We start from the raw sequence: 22853 nt of genomic DNA on the forward strand, positions 1-22853 counted from the left end.
GCCGCGGCTAAAGAACACCACCGTCCGCGGCAAGCAAAGCCCCCTCGGTTGAAGCGGGCAGGCTGGTACAAGGCAGAAACTGGCGCAGCGGCGGAAAACTGGCTGATATGTCGGTAAATAATTGATTTGTATCGAATGAGGGTGAAGGAAATTTACCCAGTAGCAACCGGCGCGATATAAAGTAAACAGCGTGGCACAGCCGTACAGCGTGGCACAGCCGTACAGCGGTACCGCTGAACACGCGACGCACTGCGCGTGGCAACACCACAATGGCGCTTTTGCAGCTGCGCCTTAATATAAAAAGGTGCATGTTGCCGCGCCAGCAAACAAGCCATTCATTATAATTGCGAATCGTTCGCATTAATGATAGTATTTTTCGCTTGTAGTCGCGGCTTCCAATGCAATATGGTCTGCCGTGTGGTCGTTTACTTTCCCGCAGGATTCATGTCGCGCTCTCGTGTCAAAACAAATCAACCCTTGGGGCTGGTCAAGATGGCTGGTGCCGTAGGCGCATTGGGCTTGCATTTGGCGGTTCTTGGCGCCATCGTGGCTTCGCCGCCCAAACCCAGCATCTCCGAGCCTGAAACGGTCGAAGTACGCTTCGTCGAAATCGCCGATGAAATCGTCGATTCGGCGCCCGCCGAAGAGCCATTACAGGAACTTGCCCAAGTCGTGCCAGAGCCCCCACCAGAACCGGAGCCAGAGCCCGTCGTCGAACCTGAACCCGAACCGGTCATAGAGCCCGAACCAGAGCCTGAGCCCGTCATTGAGCAGCCCGAACCCGAGGCCATCACGCCGCCGCCTCCGCCGCCCAAACCCAAGCCTGAACCGAAGCCAAAACCCAAACCAAAACCCAAGCCCAAGCCGGTCGTCAAACATGAGCCCGTAAAAGAAGCGCCGCAGGCGGCGCTTTCTGGCCAGGCCGCGGTTCCGGCAGCGCCCAAGGCACCGGCCCAGCCGATCGACCCCAACCGTCCGCGCATGATCGGCAAGGTCGATTATCTCGGTCGTCGCCCGCAGCCCGTGTATCCACGCGCGTCCGAGCGGCGCGGTGAGCAAGGCCGCGTAGTGGTTCGGGTGCTCATTTCGCCCCAAGGTTCGGTCCTCCAGGCCTCGGTGCGCGCCTCATCGGGTTTCGAGCGCCTTGACGAAGCCGCCCTCAAGGCCGCACGCGTTGCCCGATTCAAGCCGTACACAGAAAACGGCATCGCCTACCGGGCGATGGCCGACATCCCTTTTGACTTTGTTTTATAGGACCGACGAATGTTCGATTTACTCAACAGCGCGATGCACGTGCTTGCCCAGGTGGCTGATGCGGCGCAGCCAGCCGCCGCGACCATGGCGCAATCGCCCGGCCCCATGGCACCGCACAGCACCGAAACCGGCATGCTGCACTTTATCTCGCAAAGCGACATCGTGGGCAAGGGCTTGTTCGCTGCATTGCTCCTGATGTCCCTGGCAAGCTGGTACCTCATCTTCGTCAAGTCTTATACCAACTGGCGCACCCGCCGCCGCAGCAGCAAGTTCCTGCACGAATTCTGGGCTGCCAGCTCACTTGACCAGGTCGAAAACGAAATCCGCACGCATGGCGCCACAGAGCCTTTCGCACATCTGGCCAGTCATGCCATTCATGCCCAGAACCACCATACGCGCTATGGCGCGCTGAAACTCGAAGAAAAAGGCTCCACCGACTCCTTCGTCACCCGCACAATCCGCAAAGTCATCGACGAAGAAACCGCCAAGCTCGAAAACGGCCTCACTGTGTTGGCGTCCATCGGCTCCACCGCCCCTTTCATTGGCCTGTTCGGTACTGTGTGGGGCGTGTACCATGCGCTGGTGGGCATCGGTTTGTCGGTTGATGGCGTCACCATCAACCGCATCGCCGGCCCAGTGGGCGAGGCGCTCATCATGACAGGCCTGGGCTTGGCCGTGGCCATCCCGGCGGTGCTGGCATACAACGCGTTTGTGCGCGGCAACCGCGTCTACCTGGCGCGGCTCGACGCTTTCGCACACGACCTGTTCACCTTCCTGTCCACCGGCCAGCAGGCGTTTGAATGGACGGGCAAAGAGCGCCGGGTGGCACTGGCTGCCAGCAAAGGAAACTAAATGGCCTTCGGAAGCTTCGACAGCAAAAGCGGCAGCCATACCGTCAGCGAAATCAACATGGTGCCGCTGATCGACGTCATGCTGGTGCTGCTCGTGATCTTCATCATCACTGCGCCACTGCTGAGTCATTCGATCAAAATCAACGTACCCCAGGCGTCAGCCCAGCCGGTCGAGCAGGAGCCCAAATCCATCGATCTCGCCATCGATGACGCAGGCGGCATCTTCTGGAACGAAACGCCCATCGCAGCGGATCAGCTCAGGCAGCGATTCGCCGCCGAAGCGAAGCAAGAGCCCCAGCCCGAAGTTCGCATCCGCGCCGATTTGAACACGCGCTATGAAGTACTGGCGCAAGTCATGAGCGATGCCAAGGGTGCTGGGCTCAAGCGGCTGGGCTTCATCACACGCCCGGGGGCTGAGCATTCCGCTGCGCCATCTTCCTCAAGCCAGGCAGCTCCGGGCAATACACGGGGGCAGGGCATCACCGGCCAAACAAGTGGGCCGGCACCCGCCGGCGCAGGCGCAAGCACCCCCGCGCAGCAACCCGCCCTGTAAGGTTTAGGCTGGTTGTCAGGGTTGTAACGATGGCGCGCATGGCCCTGTCTTGGGCCGCCGTGCGCGGCGTGTTCACGATAGAATCGTCTCATGCGAGTACTAGTAATCGAAGACGATACAACGCTTGGCCACGCGCTGCAGGAGTTCCTGGATGAACAGGGCTATGCGGTCGACTGGCTGGCAGATGGCGCCCAGGTCGTCGGCGCGGTGGCGGGGCAAAGCTACGATCTTCTCCTGCTCGATCTCAACCTGCCTGGTGTAAGCGGGCTCGATGTGTTGCGTAAGCTGCGCGGCAGCGGTGAACAAGTGCCCGTCTTGATCCTTACCGCACGCGATGGTCTCGAAGACCGCGTCGCGGGGCTTGATGCGGGCGCTGACGACTACGTCACCAAGCCGTTTGAGCTCGCCGAGCTGGCTGCGCGCGTACGTGCTTTCGCGCGGCGGCGGGTCGGGCAGGCGCAGCCCCGCATCGAGGCCGGGCCTTTGGTGTTCGACTCCGTTGGGCGCGAGGTGCGGGTCAATGGCGAGCGTCTTGCACTTTCGGTGCGCGAGCTTTCTGTGCTCGAGATGTTGATGGCGCGGGCCGGCCGTGTGGTTACAAAGCGCCAGATTGTCAATTCACTGTCGGCATGGGATGCCGACTTCAGCGAGAACGCCGTCGAGGTCTATGTATACCGGCTGCGCAAGCGGCTAGAGGGTACGGGCGCAAGCATACAAACGGTGCGCGGCTTCGGCTATCTGCTCGACGTCGACGGTGCGGCTGCTTAATTTCTGGCGTGCGCTCATGCCGCCCGGTTCGCTGGCGCGGCTACTGGTGTTGCGGTTGTTCCCGGCCGTGGGTGTGCTGGTGGCCATCGATTTGCTCGCCACTTGGGTCATGACGCGCAAGATCGCACTCGAATCCTGGGTATTGAACGATATCTTCTGGACCATGGTCATCGGTCAGGTGCTGCTGGTGTCGATTTTTGCATGGATCCTGGTCTCTGGTGTGCGCTCCGGGCTTGCCAGCATCAATCGCCTGTCGCGTGAGATCAGCCAGCGTTCGGTCGATGACCTGCAGCCGCTGGATGTGGCCGGCCTGCCCACCGAGGTTGCACCGCTCGTTACGCATTTCAATGACCTGCTCGTGCGCCTCGACGACTCCCTGCAGGCGCAGCGCCGCTTCATTGGGCATGCCGCCCATCAATTGCGTACCCCACTCACCGGTCTGAAGCTCGAATCCGAGCTCATGCTTACCCGAAACCTGCCCGACGATGTGCGGCAGCGCGCTGAACGCATTAAGATGGTGACAGATCGCATGATACGGCTGGGGCAGCAGTTGCTGGTGCTGGCGCGTGCCGACTCCTCCAGTCGTCCGCAAGACAGTTTTGTGCGTATGGATCTCTCCGAATGGGTGCGCGAGAGCGCGGCAGAATGGATCCCCGCAGCGCGTGCGAAGCACGTGGATGTGCAACTGCAGGCGCCGGCGGAGCCTGTATGGGTGGATGTGGATCCGCTGCTGCTTGAAGAATTGCTCAGCAACCTGATCGACAATGCGTTGCGCTATGCCGACGGCCTGACGGCGATCAAGCTGAAGGTAGGCGCCAACCCTCCGTCACTCAGTGTCGAGGACGACGGCAAGGGTATCAGTGCCAGCGATGCCGAAAGGGTATTCGAGGCTTTTTACCGGGCACCTGACGCTGCGGCGGGCGGGTCGGGCCTCGGGCTCGCGATTGTGCGCGAAATTGCCAGGGCGCATGGCGCGTGGTGGAACCTTGTGAGCCGCCCCGATTTCCCCGGGACGCGGATCACATTGGTATTTCCGGGGCCGCGCATCGGTGCCAGGCTTACCCGCCCGTAAGTCGGCGGATGAGCCCGGCAGTGTCACAAACGCTTATTTGCTTACACCTGTACCGGGTGCGGTGGGGACGGTGGGGTTGATATACCCGGGTGGCGATGCGGGGGTAGCGGGTGCTGCTGGCGCGGCAGGTGTGGCAGGGGCAGCGGGCGTCGTATATGCCGGTGGCACCGACGGTGTACCGGGTATGGTTGTACTGCCGGGCGTGCCCACGGGTACGGGGATGGTGCGTTCGCGCATCAAGCCGCCACGCATGACGCTGCCCGAAATCGTGTCGTTGCCGTTGGACATCAACTTCATGCAGTCATCGCGCTCGGCAGCGGGCAGCTTGGCACAACGGGCCATCTGGTTCTGTTGATAATTTTGGTTGCCGCGCATGAGGCGATTGCGGCGCGCCTCTTCCAGCGCTGCGCTCGCTTCGCGCATGCAGGTGGCTTGATCCTGGTTAGACCTGCCCGACTTGCACAGCGCGATATCTGCCTCGTATTGGGCGCGGGCATCGGCTTCTGTCTGGGCCTGGGCCGCGCCGACCGCCACGCATGCACCTGTGGCAAACGCTGCCAACACCATTCGGGAGAATAGGGTACGTGTTAACGACATAAACCTGCTCCTTCTATCAAGATCCGGCGTCCGGAAGTTGAACGTCTGTCTACAGTATATCGGGGCGTACACACAGGCTCCACCTGTCGGGTAACTAAACGTATCGGCCTCTACGTGCGTGGTGGCTCGCCGGGGCGGGCCGCCTGAGGTGTGACCGACGTAGGCCCGATGCTGGGGCCGTATGCAGTGATTTCTTGCTCGCCCATGTGCAGACTTTCGGCGCGGCGGCGGATGGCGGCACGCATCAGCAGCATGGCTGTCACAGGCGAGGTGATCACCAGGAACATGATGATCAGAATAGGGTGCGCCACCAGACGGTGCTCATTGACCGAAGCCAGGATTATCGTAGCCATCAGCACACAGAAGGCGCCCAGCGTATTGGCCAGCGTGGGCGCGTGGATGCGGCGGAAGAAGGTGCGCAAGCGCAGCAGGCCGAGCGAGCCGGTGAGAGTGAGCACCCCCGAGATAACGAGCAGCAATGCTACGGGGATGGCGACGAGCAGGTCGGTCATGGCTCAATCACCTCGCCACGCAGCAGGAACTTTGCCATGGCGACAGAGCTGACAAAGCCGAACATGCTGATGAGCAATGCGATGTCGAAATAGAGCGCCGAATTGAAATGCAAGCCCAGCACCAAGAGGATCAGCATGCTGTTGATATACATGGTGTCCAGGGCAAGTACGCGGTCGGCCGCTGTGGGGCCGCGCAGCAGGCGTACGGCAGCCAGGACTACCGCCAGCGCGAAGCACCCGAGGGCGAAGTGGGCGGCCCAGGTCACGAGAATATGCATGGCGAACTCACTTATCTGTTATTTGAAAATTTCCAGCAGTGGGCGCTCGTAGCGCAACTGGATGATGTCCAGCCACTCCTGCTCGTCTTTGAGATCCAGGACGTGCAGCGTCAGGATACCGTCGGTGTCGGCATATTCGGACCATACCGTACCCGGTGTATAGGTGACAATGCAGGCCAGCACCGCAAGGCCGTGAGGATCGCGCAGGCGCAGCGGTATCTTGATGAAGCCGGGGGTGGCCTGCGAACGAGGCCCCAGCCAGATCAACCGCGCTACCGCGATGTTGGATTTGGTGATGTCCCAGGCAACGCGACCGGCGAGTAGGATGGCTTGGCCCAGCCTCCGCGGCGATGCACGCACGGGCCGCAATTGTGAAGCCCACAGTGCTGCCGCGAGCAGCACCCCGAGGAATGCGCCCAGTGCAATGTGGCCAGGCGAGGCACTGTCATTGAGCAACAGCCAGAGCAGCAGCAGGAAGGCCGGCAGGATCAGGGCATTGAGCAGGCGCTTCATGGCCGCGGCACCCCTGGGTGGACATTGCGCACCGGGCTCTGGGAGACCACCGCGTCGATATAGGCTTCAGGGTGGTCGAGGTAGGTGGCGGTGTCGCTCAAGTAGCGCATGATCGGGCCGGCCCAGAGCGCCAGCGCCACGCAGGCCAGCACCAGCATGCCCACCGGCCCGGCTTCGGACAAGCGCAGGCGGGGCGTGATGGTGTCTTCGTTGCTCCAGAATAGACGGATGCCGGTACGGCTGAAAGCGATGATAGTGGCCAGGCCCGAGAGCAACATGCCCGCGACCAGCGACCAGGCGGCCACGGAGGGCGTATCGGTGGCGGATGTCTGCAGTGCGGCAATCAACAGCGAAAACTTTGCCACGAAACCCGACAATGGCGGCAGGCCGGCTACCAGCAACCCGCAGGCGATAAAGGCCATGCCCAGGAATGCCATGGCGGCCGGAATCGCTACCCCGACGACGTCGTCGGATCGGTTTGCTGTCTGCGGATCTTCGACATCAAAGGCTTCCAGCGTCACGGCAAGAATGTCGGCGCCGAAGGCTTGGGTGCGTTCGATCATTTCGAGCAACATGAAGAAAGCGCCCAGCGCCAGCACCGAGGTGATCAGGTAGAACAGGGCCGGGCCGGTGAGGGTGACACCCGGCATGCCCAGGGCTGCCAGCAGAGTGCCCGAGGACATGATTACGCAATAGCCTGCCTGGCGTTCCACTTGTGGCGCGGCGAGCACACCGATGGCGCCGAATGCAAGTGTGGCCATGCCCACCGGAAACATCCATTCGCCGCCAAAAGCGGCAGGCGCACCGGTTGGCAGCAGCAGCGAACCAATGCGCAACAAGGCATAGATGCCTACCTTGGTCATGATGGCGAACACGCCGCCCACCGGCGGGCAGGCCGAGGCATAGGTGGCCGGCAGCCAGAAATTGAGCGGCCAGGCGGCGGCTTTGATCAGGAAGGCAATGCCTAGAATAGCGGCGCCGGCCTCGAACAGGCTGCGGTCGCCTCCGGTGAGCGTGCCTGCGCGCAGTGCCAGATCAGCCATGTTGAGGGTGCCGGTGACGCCATACACCAGCGCCATGGCAATCAGCAACAGAAAGGAGGCGACCAGGTTGACGGCGACATAGTGCAGCCCCGCCGCCACCCGCGCGCGCCCAGTGCCGTGGAGCATAAGCCCATAGGAGGCCGCCAGCAACACCTCGAAGAACACAAACAGATTGAACAGGTCGCCGGTAAGGAAAGCGCCGTTGAGCCCCATCAGCAGGAATTGAAATAGCGGGTGGAAGTGCACCCCGGCGCGGTCCCAGCGTGCAGTGGCGTAGACCCACGCCGCCAGGCCCAGTGATGCGGTGAGCAGTAGCATGATGGCGGAAAGGCGGTCTACCACGGCAACGATACCGAAAGGGGCGGGCCAGTCGCCCAACAGGTACACGCCAACGCCGTCGGGCCAATCGCTGGGCAGATAGCCCGAGGACAGGCTGAGCAGGACAATGGCCAGTACGAGTTGTGCAAGCTGCGAGACCAGCCCCAGCCTCACCCTGACGCTGCGACGCGAATCGCCGAATAGCAGCATGGCGGCGCCGAGCATGAGCGGCACCGCCACGGGCAGAATGGGTAAATGGTGCAACCAGCCGGTCATGGATGATTCTCCCGGCCGTCGACGTGGTCGGTGCCGGACAGGCCGCGTGAGGCCAGCAGCATAACCAGAAACAGTGCCGTGGTGGCAAAGCCGATCACGATGGCTGTTAGCACCAATGCCTGGGGCAGCGGATCGGTATACAGCGAAGGATCGACCCCTAGATCGGCCCGGATCACGGGTGGGGCGTCAAGCGTGATACGACCCATGGAAAAGATGAACAGATTGACGGCGTAGGACACCAGGGACAGCCCCATGATGACTTGGAAGGTACGGGGGCGCAGCAGCAGCCAAATGCCCGAGCCGGCCAGCACGCCGATGGCGAGAGAGAGAATGAGTTCCATCAGGAGTCTCCTTCGTCCGAGGCGGCGCCCGGCTTGCGATACAGACGCAGCGACTGGTGAGCGAGCGCAACGAGCATAAGCACGGTGGCGCCGACAACCAGCATATATACGCCAGCGTCGAAAAGCAGCACGCTGGAGAGGTGTATCTTCCCGATCATGGGAAGCGCGAAATCGCGGCTGATGGCGGACAGGAAAGGTTTGTTTGCCCACCACACCAGCATGGCGGCGGAGCCGGCCGCCAGCAACCCGACGGCAAGCCAGTGTTGGGGATGAATGCGCGGGCGCGCTTCGACCCAGATAATACCGCCCACCATATACTGCAGGATGATAGCCGTGGCCATGATCAGGCCGCCGACAAACCCTCCGCCAGGCAGATTGTGGCCGCGAATCAGGAAATACAGCGAGATCAGCACGGCAAGGGGCAGCAGTAGCCGCACCAGCACGGCGGGGATCTTCATGACGCCGCCGGGCAGCGGGGCGTCGGGATCAGGCTCTGAGAACGTAGAGATCAGGTTAGTGCCGCCGAGCTGTTTGCGGCGCGCCTTGGGCAGCGCCATGCTTTCGGGTGGCGGCCGGAAACGGCGCAGCAGTGCGTAGACAGTGAGCGCAACAATAGCCAGCACGGTGATTTCGCCGAAAGTATCGAAACCGCGAAAGTCGACCAGGATGACGTTGACGACGTTGGCGCCGCCGCCCAGCGGCACGGATTGCTCGACAAAAAACGCTGAGGTGCCGTCGGGCCGGGGACGTGTTAGTACGGCATAGGCAATGGCAGCAATGCCCCCGCCGCCGGCAATAGCGATGATGAGGTCGCGTGCGCGCCGGATATAGGCGCGTGCGGCGCTGCCGAATTCCGAGGGTTCGTCTTCGCCTTTCACACGTGGCGGCAGCCAGCGCAGACCCAGCAGAATGAGCACGACCGTGACGACTTCGACTGCAAGCTGGGTGAGGGCCAGATCGGGGGCGGACAGCCAGGCGAAGGTAACCGCGGTGATCAGGCCGGCGCCGCCGGCAAGCAGCAGGGATACCGCGCGGTGGTACTTGGCCTGGCGTGCCGCGCCGATGGCGCAGGCCGCGCCCGCGATCCACATCAGAGCAAAGAAGGGATTGATAGGGGTATAGCGCTGGGGCTCCAGCCACGCGCCGAATCGCAGCGGCAGCATAGCGACGGCAATGGTGGCGACGACGATCAGCAGTATCTGCGGTTGAAGCCGGGCCGAACGCAGCAGATCGAGCAGAAACGACGCGAGGATGTCCAGGCCTTCGAGGAGCATGTCGAAGGTGCGTCGCCCGTCCAGCTTATAAATGAGCGGTGTATGGTCTGGATGCTCGAGTTTCCAGCGGCGCAGCAACCAGGCGAGCAGGATGCCGCCCGACATGGCCAGTATGCTCATGACCAGAGGCAAATTGAAGCCATGCCAGACGCGCAGGTCGTAGTGCGGCATGTCGGCGCCCAGAATGGCTTGCACGGCGCCTTTCAGAAAGGGGCCAACGGTAATACTGGGCAGAACACCTACGATCAGGCATAACAGCACCAGGATGGCGCTGGGGATAAGCATGCGCAGGGGTGGTTCGTGCGGGGCCCGAGGCAGGTCTTTCGGGGCGGGGCCGAAGAAGACCTGAATAATGAAACGCAGTGAATAAGCCACGCTGAACGCGCTGGCGATGACTGCCGCAAGCGGGAGCCAGAGGGTGCTGAACCGGTTGTCGCCGACGAAGACAGTCTCGGCGAAGAACATTTCTTTGGAAATGAACCCATTGAGCAGCGGTACGCCGGCCATGGAGGCGGCAGCGACGACGGCAAGCGTTGCGGTGATGGGCATACTGCGGTACAGGCCCGATAGCCGGCCTAGGTCGCGCGTGCCGGTTTCGTGGTCGACGATGCCTGCGGCCATGAACAGTGAGGCCTTGAAGGTGGCATGGTTGACCATGTGAAATATGGCGGCAACCAGGCCAAGCTTGCTGTTTAGCCCCAACAGCAGCGTGATCAGGCCGAGGTGGCTGATCGTGGAATAGGCCAGCACGCCCTTCATGTCCATCTGGAAGATTGCCGCGTAGGCGCCCAGCGTCAGGGAAATAAGGCCGGCTGTGCCGATCACCCAAGCCCACTCGGGCGTGCCTGCCAGCGCCGGCCACAGGCGCGCCAGCAGAAAGACACCCATCTTGACCATGGTTGCTGAGTGCAGGTACGCCGACACGGGCGTAGGCGCTGCCATAGCGTTGGGCAGCCAGACATGGAAGGGAAACTGCGCGCTCTTGGTGAGCGCGCCCAGCGCGATAAGCACCAGAATAGTGAGATACCAGGGGTGTGTGCGGATGCGGTCACCCGCGCTCAAGACATCTTCGATGGCGTAGCTGCCCACCACATGCCCCAGCATCAATACGCCGCCCAGCAGGCATAGGCCACCCATTCCGGTAATGACAAGTGACATGCGAGCGCCGCGCCGGGCATCCAGACGGTGATACCAGTATCCGATCAGCATGAACGACGAGAGGCTGGTGAGCTCCCAGAACACAACCAACTGGATCAGGTTGCCCGACAGCACGACGCCCAGCATCGACCCCATGAACGCCTGAAAGAAGGCGAAAAAACGCGGTGCCGGGTCTTGGGGCGACAGATAATAGCGCGCATAGAGGACGATCAGCGCACCCATGCTTGCTACGATCATCGCAAACAGCCACGAATAACCATCCATGCGCAGCGAGAACTCGATACCCGGCATCCACGGCGAATTAACCTCGATCGATTGCCCAGCAACGATGATCGGCATATGCCAGGCGACCAAGCCCGCGCACGCAACTGCCACCGCGCCGGCCAGCCAGGCTTCAAGCTTATGTGCGTTCTGGGGCAGGAGTGCGGTGATTACGCTGCCGGCGAAAGGCAAGATCAGAATCAGGGCAAGCAGCATCGGGGATGGGGAATATTACGGGGTCGGGTATGTACGGTAGGGGTAAGTGGGGGTAAGCTGGCCTCAATAATACAATGTGTTTTAGTCAGCTATTCGAAAGCTTGTTGTCTTCTTTGGTCCTTTTCTTGCCGGATAATGTAATTTTTGTTTGATATGCGTCAAATAGGCACCGTTACCCGGTCGTCAAAATACTGTCATGCCTGTTGCCCTGGCAGCTGCGGCCGCGTATATGCTGGCCGGGTGCGCAAGGGGCAGGCCTGTATGGAGTCAGGCAATGGATGCCCCTGAAACGGCCGTGGGCCGCACCGCTGTAAGTTTTCCCGACATTGAAATTTCCGAGGCACTGGTGCGCAAGTTTGACGTATCGGGCCCGCGCTACACCTCTTATCCCACCGCCGATAGGTTTCGCGGCGACTATACCGAGCAAACCTACATCGGCTACCTGGCGCAGCGCGCCCAGCGTACCGAAAACCCGCCATTGTCAGTGTATGTGCATCTGCCGTTCTGTGAGCAGCTGTGCTATTTCTGTGGTTGTAACAAAATTATTACGCAGGACCACAGCCGTGTTGCAAAGTACCTGCAATATCTGGGCCTGGAAATGGAACGCGTGGCGGCCCACCTTGGTAATGACCGTCAGACGATACAGTTGCACCTGGGGGGAGGTACGCCGACATTTTTAAGCGCTGCCGAACTCACAGACCTGATGACGTTGCTGCGCCGCCATTTCACCTTTACGTCCGATGCTGAGCTGGGCGTGGAAATCGACCCTCGTACGGTCAATGAACAGACGTTGTCGATGTTGGCAGGGCTGGGTTTCAATCGCACCAGTTTCGGGGTGCAGGATTTCGACCCAGACGTGCAGGCCGCAGTCAATCGCATCCAGCCGCTGGACATGGTTGAACGCGCGCTCAAGGCCAGCCGCGACGCCGGATTCCAGTCTGTGAATGCCGACCTGATCTACGGCCTGCCCAAGCAGACGCTGGCAAGCTTCGATCGCACGCTGGATCAGGTGGCCCGGCTGTCGCCTGACAGGATCGCGCTCTATAACTATGCGCATTTGCCGGCGCGTTTCAAGGCCCAGCGCCTGATTCGCGCGGAAGACCTGCCCTCGGCCGAAACGCGGCTGCAGATCTTCCTGATGGCCACGCAGCGCCTGCTGGAGGCGGGCTATGTATATATAGGACTGGATCACTTTGCCAAGCCGGACGACGAACTGAACCTGGCGCGGCTTGACAACAGCCTGCATCGTAACTTCCAGGGCTATACCACACGCGCCGAATGCGACTTGATCGGTTTCGGGGTGTCGGCGATCGGCAAGGTAGGGGCATCGTACAGTGGTTCGGTGCGCGGCCTGAATGCCTATTATCAGTTGCTCGACGAAGGCCACCTGCCCATCGAGCGCGGCTATGAACTCTCGCACGACGATCTGCTGCGCCGCGATGTGATCATGACGCTGATGTGCAGCATGCCGGTTGATTTTGCCACCTACGACGAGCGGTACGGGATTACCTTTGAAACCTATTTTGACGCTGAGCTTGAGCGTTTGGCCCCGCTGCTCGAAGCGGGCCTGCTGCGGCTCGACGACCGCAAATTGATAGTGCCACCCAAGGGCCGCTTGTTCGTGCGCGGCGCGGGCATGATATTCGACAACTATCTCGGCAAGCCGACGGTGTCGAGTTATTCGAAACTGATCTGACGAGGACAATACGCATGAGCACAGCGAGGATACGCGTCCAGGATTTTCTTGCCAGGCTGCCGTTGTTCAGCGGCTTGTCCGAGCCCGAGCTGGACAGTATTGCGCTGGGCACCAATGAAATCAAGGCGGCGCGTGGCGACATGATTTTCCGCCGTGGCGAGCCGTGCCTGGGTTTTCACTCGGTGATCTATGGGCAGGTAAAGCTGCTTCTGGTGTCGCCGGCCGGCGGCGAAAAGGTGGTGCGTCTGATTGGGCCGGGCAACAGTTTCGGCGAAGCCCTGATGTTTCTGGACAAGGATTATGTGGTGTCGGCACAGGCGCTGGCTGATACCTTGCTGCTGCACGTGAACAAGGCGGTGGTGCTCGATGAAATCGCCCGGCGCCCCGAGTTTGCTCGAAAAATGTTGGCTAGCCTGAGCCAGCGGCTGCACAGCCTGATGTCGGACGTCGAAGCCTATTCGCTGCGTTCGGGCACGGAACGCGTGGTCAATTACCTGATGCAGGGTGGCCGCGAGGCAAATGGCGAGCCGTTCCGCCTGGAAACCAGCAAGACGGTGATCGCATCGCGGCTGAATCTCACGCCTGAGCATTTTTCGCGCATTTTGCACGATTTGTGCGCGCGCGAACTAATTGCTGTTAAAGGCCGCGAGGTTACGATCCTGGATGCTGCGGGCCTGACGCACTACCACGGCTGAGGCCGGCTGTGTGCGGCGCCAGCGCCGCGCGCACCTTGCGCCGCGTACTGTGTAACAGGCGTATAGCGCCCACCATATAGGCCAGCAGCCAGGCCGCCGACACTGCCTGTGCCAGCCCGGCCGCGCCCGTCAGCCATGCCTGTGCGGGCAACAGGCTGGCGGCAGCCAGCAGTATCAACGCCGCCAACTGTGCATAAAACTGGCCCTGTGCCCGCGCATCGGGGATGACCTGCTTGACCTTGGGGATGAACGGCAGCGCCATAGGCAGGCCGCGCTGCGCGTGGAACCACGTCAGGAAGGGGATGATCTTGTACAGCATGCCGTTGATGACCGACCAGGCAAAGCCGGCCAGGAACAGGACCCCTAGGGTGACCGACATATCAATGCCTGTAAGATACTGCGCCAGCCATAGCACTGCACACAGCGCCAGGCTGGAGATGCCCATGAACCAGAACAGGGTAGTGGTATCGGGTTCTGGCCGCTTGCGCGTGCACAGCAGGTGCAGGGTGACGCCAACGTAGGCAAGGTAGGTGGCGGCCAGCGCTGCCACCAGCACTAACTCTACCCATGCTGGGGCGTGCGCAATCCACGCGAGTGTTTTGGCTGCCAGCAGTGCGCAGACACATGGCGTGAGCCAGCGTGTGATGGGGCGCGGATAAAGCTCTGTTACCTGGAACATGGGGATGAGCTGATAGGACATGGCCATTACCAGCAGCCCGACCCAGCCCAGCAGCCCCCACGCGGCATGCAGGCCTGTGTATTGGCGCGGCGCCGGTAGCGAGGCGGCAGGATGGCCCGAGAGCACCGCGCCGATTACGATGGTTACAAGGAGAGCAAGCAGGGCGAGCCGCACGCCGGCCAGGATTTCACCTGCGCCCTTGGCGGCATGCGCCCGGTGGCGCCACAAGCCACACGCGACCGCCATGGCCAGCCAGGCCAGGCCGGCGACAAGGAGGGCGGCACCGGTTCCGAACAGCCAGGGCGTACCGATGAGGAAGGCCGCCGCCAGCAGCAGCGTGCCGCCCGAAAGGCTCACGTGCGTGATGCTTGCCGTCAGGCGCGGCGCCAACACATGGATGCCAGTGGCCACTGGCAGGATCTGCATCATGGCGCCGGCCATGGTGTGCGCCAGCGCACCGAGTGTCAGCAGATGGGTAAGCGCCAGAGCCTGCGGCGTCCAGCGAGACAGCAGAGCCTGTGGGCTGGCCAGGAGCAGTAGACCGGCCAGCATCATGAAGACCGGTGCCGACAGCATGAAGCGCAGCGGCACACTGGCGGGCGGGGAGTTGTCCAGGGAGAGGGCGCGTTGCATGGCTGAACTTTACGCCAATCGCGCCCGCGCCGGGGAAACGCCCCTGGCCCGCACGCGGAATGTCGCGCGGACGCTGCATTTCTATGGCGACAGGTTGATGGCTTGCGTATGCCGTGCAGACGGCCTGGCAGTTTTGTTTGCGACGTCGCCTTCCGCTGTGGGCAACCGCTTGGTCAACTGCCGGTGGTGTGCCGGCCCTGCGGCAGGCATGGCCATTATTCATGTCTATTTGATATTTATTAAGGAAGCCGGGGCGGTCTGCCTGCATAGTGGCATCTGTTTATTTGCGTCCTTAAGGAACGACTATTGTGCTCCAGACTGTATTGGATCGGCTCAAGCTGAAGGGCAGGTCGCTGCTGCCTATCGTGCAGGGCGGCATGGGCGTGGGTGTGTCCGCCCACCGGCTCGCAGGCACGGTGGCCTCGTTGGGGGCGCTGGGCACAATTTCCAGCGTCGACCTGCGCCGCCACCACCCCGACCTGATGGTGAAGACCGGCCGTTCTCGCGACAAAAGCCTGATTGACTCGGTGAACCTGATTGCGCTCGACCGTGAGATCGCCGCGGCGAAGAAACTGGCCAATGGCGCCGGCATGGTGGCCGTCAACGTCATGCGCGCGGTGTCCGAATATGCATCGTATGTGCGCCAATCGTGCGAAAGCGGCGCCGATGCGGTGGTGGTAGGCGCCGGGCTGCCGCTCGACCTGCCAGAACTGACGGCGGATCACCCCAAGGTCGCGATTATCCCGATCCTGTCGGATGTGCGCGGCATCGGCCTTATCCTGAAGAAATGGATGCGCAAGAACCGCCTGCCGGACGCCATTGTGATCGAGAACCCCAAGTATGCCGGCGGCCACCTTGGCGCACCCACGGTCGACGGCCTCAACAATCCTAATTTTGCCTTCCCCGCCGTACTGGAAGGCACGCGCCAGCTCTTCAAAGAGATGGACCTGGAGCGCGAGAACATCCCGCTGATCACGGCGGGGGGCATCCATACGCCTGAACAGGTGCGCGAACTGCTGCGCCTGGGCGCCAATGCAGTGCAATTGGGTTCCGCCTTTGCCGTCACCGAAGAGGGCGATGCGCATCCCAACTTCAAGAAGGTGCTGGTAGAGGCCAAGCCCGAAGACATCGTCACCTTTATGAGTGTTGCCGGTTTGCCGGCGCGGGCGGTACGCACACCCTGGCTTGAACGTTACCTTGAAAAAGAAGCCAAGCTGCAGCGCATCGCCAAGCAGCGTCCATGTACGGTTGGCTTCGACTGCCTGGTCTCCTGCGGTCTGCGCGACGGCATCGCCAAGCATGGCCAGTTCTGCATTGATACACAGCTCGCTTTTGCAATGGCCGGCGATATCCAGCGGGGCTTGTTTTTCCGAGGTTCGGAGGTGCTGCCCTTCGGCAACGCCATCCGTTCCGTGCGCGAACTCGTCGATTACCTGCTCAATGGCGTCAAGCCGGCTCTGGAGGCGGTGCGCAAACCCACGGTGCGCGCCGCGAACGAGGCACTGGTTCCGGCCTGAATGGCGTGACGGTTTGATGAGGTTGTAGCATGAATGATGTGGCATTTCGGTCCGCCGGCGCGCCGACGGAGGCGCGTATCGAGCTTGTATGCCCGGCGGGCAGTCTGCCGGCCTTGCGGGCGGCGGTGGACAATGGCGCCGACTGTGTTTACCTGGGGTTTCGCGACGCCACCAATGCGCGCAATTTCGCGGGCCTGAACTTCGACGAAAAGGCGATCAACGAAGGCATACGATACGCGCATGAGCGCGGCCGCAAGGTGCTGCTTGCGCTCAACACCTATCCGCAGCCATCAGCGTGGCGCCAATGGCGTGAAGCGGTCGACAAGGCCGCCGCTTCGGGCGTGGATGCGATGATTGTGGCAGACCCTGGCCTGATGGGTTATGCGCGGGACAACTATCCCGATCTGCGCCTGCACTTGTCTGTGCAGGGTTCGGCCACCAACTACGAAGCCATCAATTTCTATCAGGCGCAGTTCGGTATTTCGCGGGCGGTCTTGCCGCGTGTGCTGTCGATTGCTCAGGTGGAGCAGTTGACAGAAAACACGACGGTCGAAATCGAGGTGTTCGGCTTTGGCAGCTTGTGCGTCATGGTAGAAGGGCGCTGCGCGCTTTCTTCCTACGCCACGGGCGATTCACCCAACAACCGCGGCGTATGCTCACCTGCCAAGGCGGTTCGCTGGGAACAGACCGAGAAGGGTTTGGAGTCGCGTCTGAACGGCGTGCTGATCGACCGCTACGAAGATGGCGAGAGCGCCGGCTATCCCACGCTGTGCAAAGGGCGTTTCGAGGTGTCCGGCGAAAGCTATTACGCAATCGAAGAGCCCACCAGCCTGAATACACTGGAGTTGCTGCCCAAACTGGCGCAGTTGGGTGTGCGCGCCATCAAGATCGAAGGCCGCCAGCGCAGTCCCGCCTATGTGGCACAGGTAACGCGCGTGTGGCGAGAGGCCATCGACCAGTGTCTGGCTAACCTGCCGCGCTATTCGGTGCGGCCGGCTTGGATGTCGGCGCTGGACAAAGTGGCCGAGGGCCAGCAGCACACCTTGGGTGCTTACCACCGCCCCTGGAAGTGATCGCCCTAACGGGGGGGCAGCCAGTGTGCCTTCGCTTCGCGCGGGGGCGCCCGCAGGTTTCAAGCCCGGCGTGGCAATTGACGCGCTGCGAAGGCGGTCGGCGCACGCCGCGGCGTGCGCAGTGTTGACGAATTGCGGCCACCTGCCGGGTATTTATGTATCGGGTTTGAAGTACGGTTTGAAGCGAATATGAAAATTGCATTGGGTCCGGTTCAGTACTATTGGTCGCGTGTGACCACGCTGCAGTTCTATGAGGCCATGACGGAAGCGCCTGTCGATATTGTCTATCTGGGCGAAACGGTATGCTCACGACGGCATGAGCTGCGCCTGCCTGATTGGCTGGAAGTGGCGCGGATGCTGGCGCAGGCAGGCAAGGAAGTTGTGCTGTCCACGCAGGTGTTGCTGGAGTCCGGGCAGGACCTTGCCGTGATGCGCAAGATCACCGACAACGGCGATTTTTTGGTCGAAGCCAACGACATGGGTGCTGTGCACCGGGTGGCAGGCCGCCCGTTCGTGGGTGGGCCTTTCCTGAACGTATACAACAAGCCGGTGCTGGATATTTTGCACGAGCAGGGGGCGGTGCGCTGGGTCATGCCGCTTGAAATGGACCGCGAGGGGCTGGCCGAGATGCAGCGCGAGCGGCCCGAGGGGATGCAGACGGAAGTATTCGCCTATGGCCGCATGCCGCTTGCTTTTTCGGCGCGTTGCTTTACTGCGCGCAATCGCAATATCCCCAAGGACAACTGCCAATACGTGTGCATGGATCACCCTGATGGTTTGCTGCTCAATACGCGCGAGGGCCAGCCATTTCTGGTGCTCAACGGCATTCAAACGCAGTCGGCGCTTGTCTATACTCTGATTAAAGAGGTTGGCGCCATGCGCGATTTAGGGGTGGACGTGCTGCGCATCAGCCCGCAGGCTGTGCATACCGCCGAGATCGCTGGGTTGTTCAGCCGGGCCATACAGGGCGAACTCGGGCTGCCGGCGGCCTTTGACGCATTACTGCCGCTGATGCCGGCCGGGCCCTGTAACGGGTACTGGCATGGCAAGCCCGGGCTCGAGTACCGGGTTGCCTGACACCGCGCAGACGCGCGAACCAAGGCTAAGGAGAGCGGGCATATGTATTATGGCGAACGTTTCAACAGCATTAGCCATCTGGCTGGCGCGGCACTTGCGCTGGCGGGCGGCACGCTGCTGATCGTACAGGGCGCGCTCGCGGGCGACCCATGGAAGGTAGTCGGCTTCAGCATTTACGGCGCCATGCTGCTGTGGTTGTATTTGGCTTCTACGCTCTACCACAGCCTGCGGGGGCGGGCCAAGCAAATCTGGTGCAAGTTCGATCATTGCGCGATCTACCTGTTGATCGCCGGCAGCTATACCCCTTTTGCCTTGGTGAGCCTGCGCGGCCCATGGGGCTGGTCACTGTTAGGCACGGTGTGGGGGTTGGCGATTCTAGGTATTGTGCAGGAGATCTGGCTGGCGCGCGGTATGCGGCTGTTCTCGCTGTTTCTGTACGTGGTGATGGGTTGGCTTGCCGTGATCGCTGCGGTGCCCCTGATTGACGCTCTGACATGGGACGGTTTTATGTGGCTGGCCGCGGGCGGGCTGGTTTATACCGTGGGTATCATTTTTTACGCCACCGACGAAAAATGGCGATATGGCCATGGCGTGTGGCATCTTTTTGTTCTGGGTGGCAGCACGGTGCATTACTTTACTGTGCTGTCATTCGTGGCCTGATTTTCTGCAAGGTATTCCATGCGCGCGAGTGAACGATTGGTCCCCGCCCCGGTTGGCCGGGTGCTTTCCCGCTTGCCGGCTTATCCGGCGTCGCTGCTTTTTGTGACGGGCCTGAACGTGGCGCTGGCCAGGCATCTGCCCGAAGACACGCTGGCCATGCTGGAGGGCCGCAAGCTGCGCATACTGGCCCGCGATGCGGGCGTAGGCGTTGATTTCATGTGGCGCGGCGGGCGTTTTGTCGCGCGGCGGCCGGGAGGCGAGATTGCCTTGACGATCGCCGCGAACACGCATGATTTTTTATTGATGATGCAGCGCAAGGAAGATCCCGACACACTCTTCTTCAGCCGCAGGCTGACGATGGAAGGCGATACCGAGCTGGGCTTGCTGGTCAAGAATACGCTGGATGCCATCGACCTTTCAGTATTTGCGCCGGCCAATGTGTTGCCGGCCTTGCCGGGGCGGCTAAGCCCTGCGCGTTTTTTGCCCGAGAGCCTGCAGCCCGCGCAGCTGGCGGGCAAGCTGTTTCGCCGTTATCCGGCGCCGGGCGGCGGCCAGGAAGGCACCTGATGCCCTGCGCGGTGGCGAAGATGCGTTCGTTACATAACTTAGGGCGCCGGCCTGCGCGACGGGCTGACGCGGCTTCAGGATGTGCGGAGGGTGAATTGCGAGAACAGATCGGTGAGGGTCTCGACCAGCGTTTGGCTGGGAAAGCCTGCGCGCATACTCTGGTTGAGGGCGTTGTCGTTGCAGCCCGTGGGACGGAATACCTGTAGGGCGTAATGGGTGACACGCATGCTGGCGAGCTGACGGGCCAAGGCTTCGAGGCCAGCCTCAGTATGCAGTGTGGGGTGGGCTGTGGTGCGGCATTCATGCGCAACGCCGCTGTCCAGCACAGCGCGCAGGCTTTCCAGTGCCGACGTACCGCTGTTGCGAACGCGAGTAACGTTCTCGTAGCTGTCGAAGTCTATCTTGATGTCCAGGCCGATCCAGTCCAGCAGCGGTAGCACCTTGCGCAACCGGGTCGGATGCGTGCCGCCGCTGTGCAGGCCGATACAGAATCCCAGTTCGCGCACTTCACGGATGGCGGCTTCGAGCCCCGGATCCATGGTGGGCTCGCCGCCGCTGAAGACAACCGCGTCCACCAGGCCGACGCGCCTGCGCAGCAGCGCCAGCACGCCCTCCCATGCAACTGGGCTGTCGGCTGTGCGCGGCTGCAGGTGTGGGTTGTGGCAGTAGCCGCAACGCCAGGGGCAGCCTTGTACGAAGATCACGGTCGATAGCTTGCCAGGGAAATCAGTGGCGGTGAAGGGCGTGATACCGCCCACCTTAAGTGGGCGTTGCGCGGCAGCATGTATAGGCATTTGAAGCTGAAGTGGATGGGTGTCAAATAGTGTCGCCGCGCGGGCTGGGCTGCTGCTGCGCGGGCAGATGCTTTTACGCGGCTCGGCGCGCAGGCGTGGCGGCGACGCCCGCAGCCGCTTCACGGAAGTAGCGGCGCTCATGGAATTCGCCTTTCTTGCCGATGTTGAACGAAGACATGGGGCGGTGATAGCCCATGACGCGGGTCCAGATCTCGCACGGCTGACGTTCGTCGTCGGAGAGGGTGAGGGGCGTCGTGGTATTTAGCGTGGACATGGGTGAACTCCTTTCAGTAGTGGCGCTGCATGGCGCACAGTGGTCAAAAAAAAAGCGGCCTCAGGCAGCTTCGCGCTGCTTGCGGGCGAGGATCTCCTCGTCGCACTTGGGGCAGAAGGCATGGCTGCCGCCGATATAGCCGTGGACGGGGCAGATGGAGAAAGTGGGCGTGACGGTGATGTAAGGCAGGCGGAAGCGGCTGAGTGCCCGCTTGACCAGCGTGCGGCAGGCGTCCGCGCTGGACAGCGGCTCGGTCATGTATAGGTGCAGCACCGTGCCGCCGGTGTATTTGCGTTGCAGTTCATCCTGACGCTCGAGCGCTTCGAACGGATCGTCGGTAAAGCCTACGGGCAGTTGCGACGAGTTGGTGTAGTAAGGCATCTGTGCCGTTCCGGCCTGAAGGATGCCGGGGTAGCGGCGACGGTCTTCCTTGGCGAAACGGTAAGTGGTGCCTTCGGCCGGCGTGGCCTCCAGGTTGTACATGTGGCCGGTTTCTTCCTGGAACTGCACCATACGCGCCCGTACGTGGTCGAGCAGCCGTACGGCGAAGTCGTGCCCCCATTCGGTTGTGATGTCGTGTTCGTCGCGCGTAAAGTTGCGGACCATTTCGTTGATGCCGTTCACGCCCAGCGTGGAGAAGTGATTTCGCAAGGTGCCCAGGTAGCGTCGGGTATAGGGGAACAAGCCGTCGTCCATCAGGCGCTGGATGACATCGCGCTTGATTTCGAGGCTGTCGCGCCCCAGTGCCAGCAATTCATCCAGCCGAGCGAGTAGGCCCACCTCGTTGCCGGCGTACAGATAACCCAGCCGAGCGCAATTGACGGTGACGACACCCAGCGAGCCGGTTTGCTCCGCCGATCCGAACAAGCCGTTGCCGCGCTTGAGCAGTTCGCGCAGGTCGAGCTGGAGCCGGCAGCACATCGAGCGGATCATATTTGGCTTGAGCTCCGAATTGATGAAGTTCTGGAAGTAAGGCAGGCCGTAGCGGGCCGTCATTTCAAACAGACGCTCGGCATTGGGGCTGTGCCAGTCGAAGTCTTCGGTGATGTTGTAGGTGGGAATGGGGAAGGTGAACACGCGGCCCTTGGCGTCGCCGGCCATCATCACATCGATGTAGGCGCGATTGATCATGTCCATCTCTTCCTGCAGTTCGCCGTAGGTGAAAGGCATTTCCTCGCCGCCGATCAGCGGCACTTGCTCGCGCAGGTCTTCGGGGCAGGCCCAGTCGAAAGTGAGATTGGTGAATGGGGTTTGCGTGCCCCAGCGGGACGGCACGTTGAGGTTGTAAATGAGCTCTTGCATGTATTGGCGCACCTGGCTGTAGTTGAGCCCATCCTTGCGGATGAAGGGCGCCATATAGGTGTCGAATGAACTGAAGGCTTGTGCGCCGGCCCACTCGTTCTGCAAAGTACCCAGGAAGTTGACGATCTGGCCAACGGCGCTGGACATATGGCGCGGCGGCACGGACTCAACCTTGCCCGGCACACCGTTCAGGCCTTCGTTGAGCAGCGTGCGCAGAGACCAGCCCGCACAATAACCCGACAGCATATCGAGATCGTGGATGTGTAAGTCTGCGTCGCGGTGCGCGCGGCCGACGGCTTGCGGATAGACGCTGTTGAGCCAGTAGTTGGCGATGACCTTGCCCGATACATTGAGGATAAGCCCGCCAAGCGAATAACCTTGGTTGGCATTGGCATTGACGCGCCAGTCGATGCGATCAAGGTATTCATCAACAGAGGTTTGAACGTCTACGTGGGCCATGGCTGTCGAAACTCCTTTCTACTACATATTGTGGTTGAAGAGAGATTAGACACAATATATTGATTGGTCAATGCAGCTGACCGAGGAAGTAGGGATTGATTGATGCAGATTAAATCCGGGCTGCACAGAGCTTGTTCGGGTA

At 61.5% G+C, this 22853-nt stretch carries 23 protein-coding genes; 12 read left to right on the forward strand and 11 right to left on the reverse strand.

Features of this window, described 5'->3' with window-relative positions; genetic code table 11:
* Positions 1-444: 444 nt before the first annotated feature.
* From LOL23_RS14865 to LOL23_RS14885, 5 genes are all read left to right on the forward strand, one after another.
* Entirely contained in the window at positions 445-1254 is an 810-nt protein-coding gene (locus LOL23_RS14865; protein WP_237173805.1) for an energy transducer TonB, read from the forward strand.
* 9 nt (positions 1255-1263) lie between these two features.
* Entirely contained in the window at positions 1264-2106 is an 843-nt protein-coding gene (locus tag LOL23_RS14870) for a MotA/TolQ/ExbB proton channel family protein (RefSeq protein ID WP_237173806.1), read from the forward strand.
* A complete protein-coding gene (locus LOL23_RS14875; protein ID WP_160975756.1) occupies positions 2107-2658 on the forward strand; it encodes an ExbD/TolR family protein in 552 nt (183 codons plus the stop codon). It abuts the gene before it with no gap.
* Positions 2659-2748: 90 nt separating this feature from the next.
* Positions 2749-3426 carry a response regulator transcription factor gene (locus LOL23_RS14880; RefSeq protein ID WP_160975758.1) on the forward strand — a complete coding sequence of 226 codons (678 nt, stop codon included), beginning with the start codon at positions 2749-2751 and terminating at the stop codon, positions 3424-3426.
* Positions 3427-3442: 16 nt separating this feature from the next.
* Positions 3443-4498: a sensor histidine kinase gene (locus LOL23_RS14885; RefSeq protein WP_160975760.1), complete on the forward strand. Its 1056-nt coding sequence runs from the start codon at positions 3443-3445 to the stop codon at positions 4496-4498.
* Positions 4499-4531: 33 nt separating this feature from the next.
* Here the strand turns inward: LOL23_RS14885 and LOL23_RS14890 are convergent, their stop codons facing one another.
* The 7 genes from LOL23_RS14890 to LOL23_RS14920 all read right to left on the reverse strand — a co-directional run bounded on the left by LOL23_RS14890 (position 4532) and on the right by LOL23_RS14920 (position 11285).
* Positions 4532-5095 carry a hypothetical protein gene (locus LOL23_RS14890; RefSeq protein WP_160975762.1) on the reverse strand — a complete coding sequence of 188 codons (564 nt, stop codon included), beginning with the start codon at positions 5093-5095 and terminating at the stop codon, positions 4532-4534.
* A 110-nt stretch (positions 5096-5205) separates the two neighbouring features.
* The gene (mnhG, locus tag LOL23_RS14895) at positions 5206-5607 is read right to left on the reverse strand and encodes a monovalent cation/H(+) antiporter subunit G (protein ID WP_160975764.1); all 402 of its coding nucleotides are present in this window, start codon (positions 5605-5607) and stop codon (positions 5206-5208) included.
* Entirely contained in the window at positions 5604-5885 is a 282-nt protein-coding gene (locus tag LOL23_RS14900) for a K+/H+ antiporter subunit F (RefSeq protein ID WP_160975766.1), read from the reverse strand. The genes mnhG and LOL23_RS14900 overlap by 4 nt, the downstream gene beginning before the upstream one ends.
* A gap of 18 nt (positions 5886-5903) precedes the next feature.
* Positions 5904-6398 (reverse strand): Na+/H+ antiporter subunit E, encoded by a 495-nt coding sequence (locus LOL23_RS14905; RefSeq protein ID WP_237173807.1) that lies wholly within the window; start codon positions 6396-6398, stop codon positions 5904-5906.
* On the reverse strand, positions 6395-8035 hold the full coding sequence (locus LOL23_RS14910) for a monovalent cation/H+ antiporter subunit D (protein WP_160975770.1): 1641 nt from the start codon (positions 8033-8035) through the stop codon (positions 6395-6397). Before LOL23_RS14910 ends, LOL23_RS14905 begins: the two co-directional genes overlap by 4 nt.
* On the reverse strand, positions 8032-8376 hold the full coding sequence (locus LOL23_RS14915) for a Na+/H+ antiporter subunit C (RefSeq protein ID WP_160975772.1): 345 nt from the start codon (positions 8374-8376) through the stop codon (positions 8032-8034). The genes LOL23_RS14910 and LOL23_RS14915 overlap by 4 nt, the downstream gene beginning before the upstream one ends.
* The gene (locus LOL23_RS14920; protein ID WP_237173808.1) at positions 8376-11285 is read right to left on the reverse strand and encodes a monovalent cation/H+ antiporter subunit A; all 2910 of its coding nucleotides are present in this window, start codon (positions 11283-11285) and stop codon (positions 8376-8378) included. Before LOL23_RS14920 ends, LOL23_RS14915 begins: the two co-directional genes overlap by 1 nt.
* Before the next feature lie 274 nt (positions 11286-11559).
* Between LOL23_RS14920 and hemN the strand changes: the two genes are divergently transcribed.
* Both hemN and LOL23_RS14930 read left to right on the forward strand, forming a co-directional pair.
* Positions 11560-12981: an oxygen-independent coproporphyrinogen III oxidase gene (hemN, locus tag LOL23_RS14925; protein ID WP_160975776.1), complete on the forward strand. Its 1422-nt coding sequence runs from the start codon at positions 11560-11562 to the stop codon at positions 12979-12981.
* 14 nt (positions 12982-12995) lie between these two features.
* On the forward strand, positions 12996-13676 hold the full coding sequence (locus LOL23_RS14930) for a Crp/Fnr family transcriptional regulator (RefSeq protein ID WP_160975778.1): 681 nt from the start codon (positions 12996-12998) through the stop codon (positions 13674-13676).
* Here the strand turns inward: LOL23_RS14930 and LOL23_RS14935 are convergent.
* Positions 13633-14988 carry a hypothetical protein gene (locus LOL23_RS14935; protein WP_237173809.1) on the reverse strand — a complete coding sequence of 452 codons (1356 nt, stop codon included), beginning with the start codon at positions 14986-14988 and terminating at the stop codon, positions 13633-13635. The two genes, LOL23_RS14930 and LOL23_RS14935, sit on opposite strands and share 44 nt — an antisense overlap.
* A 308-nt stretch (positions 14989-15296) precedes the next feature.
* Between LOL23_RS14935 and LOL23_RS14940 the strand changes: the two genes are divergently transcribed.
* From LOL23_RS14940 to ubiT, 5 genes are all read left to right on the forward strand, one after another.
* Positions 15297-16505 (forward strand): NAD(P)H-dependent flavin oxidoreductase, encoded by a 1209-nt coding sequence (locus LOL23_RS14940; protein WP_160975780.1) that lies wholly within the window; start codon positions 15297-15299, stop codon positions 16503-16505.
* A gap of 29 nt (positions 16506-16534) precedes the next feature.
* Entirely contained in the window at positions 16535-17578 is a 1044-nt protein-coding gene (gene ubiU / locus LOL23_RS14945) for a ubiquinone anaerobic biosynthesis protein UbiU (RefSeq protein ID WP_160975782.1), read from the forward strand.
* A gap of 189 nt (positions 17579-17767) precedes the next feature.
* Positions 17768-18655 (forward strand): ubiquinone anaerobic biosynthesis protein UbiV, encoded by an 888-nt coding sequence (ubiV, locus tag LOL23_RS14950; RefSeq protein ID WP_237173810.1) that lies wholly within the window; start codon positions 17768-17770, stop codon positions 18653-18655.
* Between the two features lie 42 nt (positions 18656-18697).
* Positions 18698-19315 (forward strand): PAQR family membrane homeostasis protein TrhA, encoded by a 618-nt coding sequence (gene trhA / locus LOL23_RS14955; RefSeq protein ID WP_160975786.1) that lies wholly within the window; start codon positions 18698-18700, stop codon positions 19313-19315.
* A gap of 18 nt (positions 19316-19333) precedes the next feature.
* Positions 19334-19882, forward strand: a complete 549-nt coding sequence (ubiT, locus tag LOL23_RS14960) for a ubiquinone anaerobic biosynthesis accessory factor UbiT (RefSeq protein WP_237173811.1) — start codon at positions 19334-19336, stop codon at positions 19880-19882.
* 74 nt (positions 19883-19956) lie between these two features.
* Here ubiT and LOL23_RS14965 read toward each other — a convergent pair whose 3' ends face one another.
* The 3 genes from LOL23_RS14965 to LOL23_RS14975 all read right to left on the reverse strand — a co-directional run bounded on the left by LOL23_RS14965 (position 19957) and on the right by LOL23_RS14975 (position 22711).
* Entirely contained in the window at positions 19957-20676 is a 720-nt protein-coding gene (locus tag LOL23_RS14965; protein WP_160975790.1) for an anaerobic ribonucleoside-triphosphate reductase activating protein, read from the reverse strand.
* A 73-nt stretch (positions 20677-20749) separates the two neighbouring features.
* A complete protein-coding gene (gene nrdD, locus LOL23_RS14970) occupies positions 20750-20950 on the reverse strand; it encodes an anaerobic ribonucleoside-triphosphate reductase (protein WP_160975792.1) in 201 nt (66 codons plus the stop codon).
* 60 nt (positions 20951-21010) lie between these two features.
* A complete protein-coding gene (locus tag LOL23_RS14975; RefSeq protein WP_160975794.1) occupies positions 21011-22711 on the reverse strand; it encodes a ribonucleoside triphosphate reductase in 1701 nt (566 codons plus the stop codon).
* Positions 22712-22853: the final 142 nt, after the last annotated feature.

It is taken from the genome of Paracandidimonas lactea, assembly GCF_021653995.1.
Taxonomy (GTDB): Bacteria; Pseudomonadota; Gammaproteobacteria; order Burkholderiales; family Burkholderiaceae_B; genus Allopusillimonas; species Allopusillimonas lactea.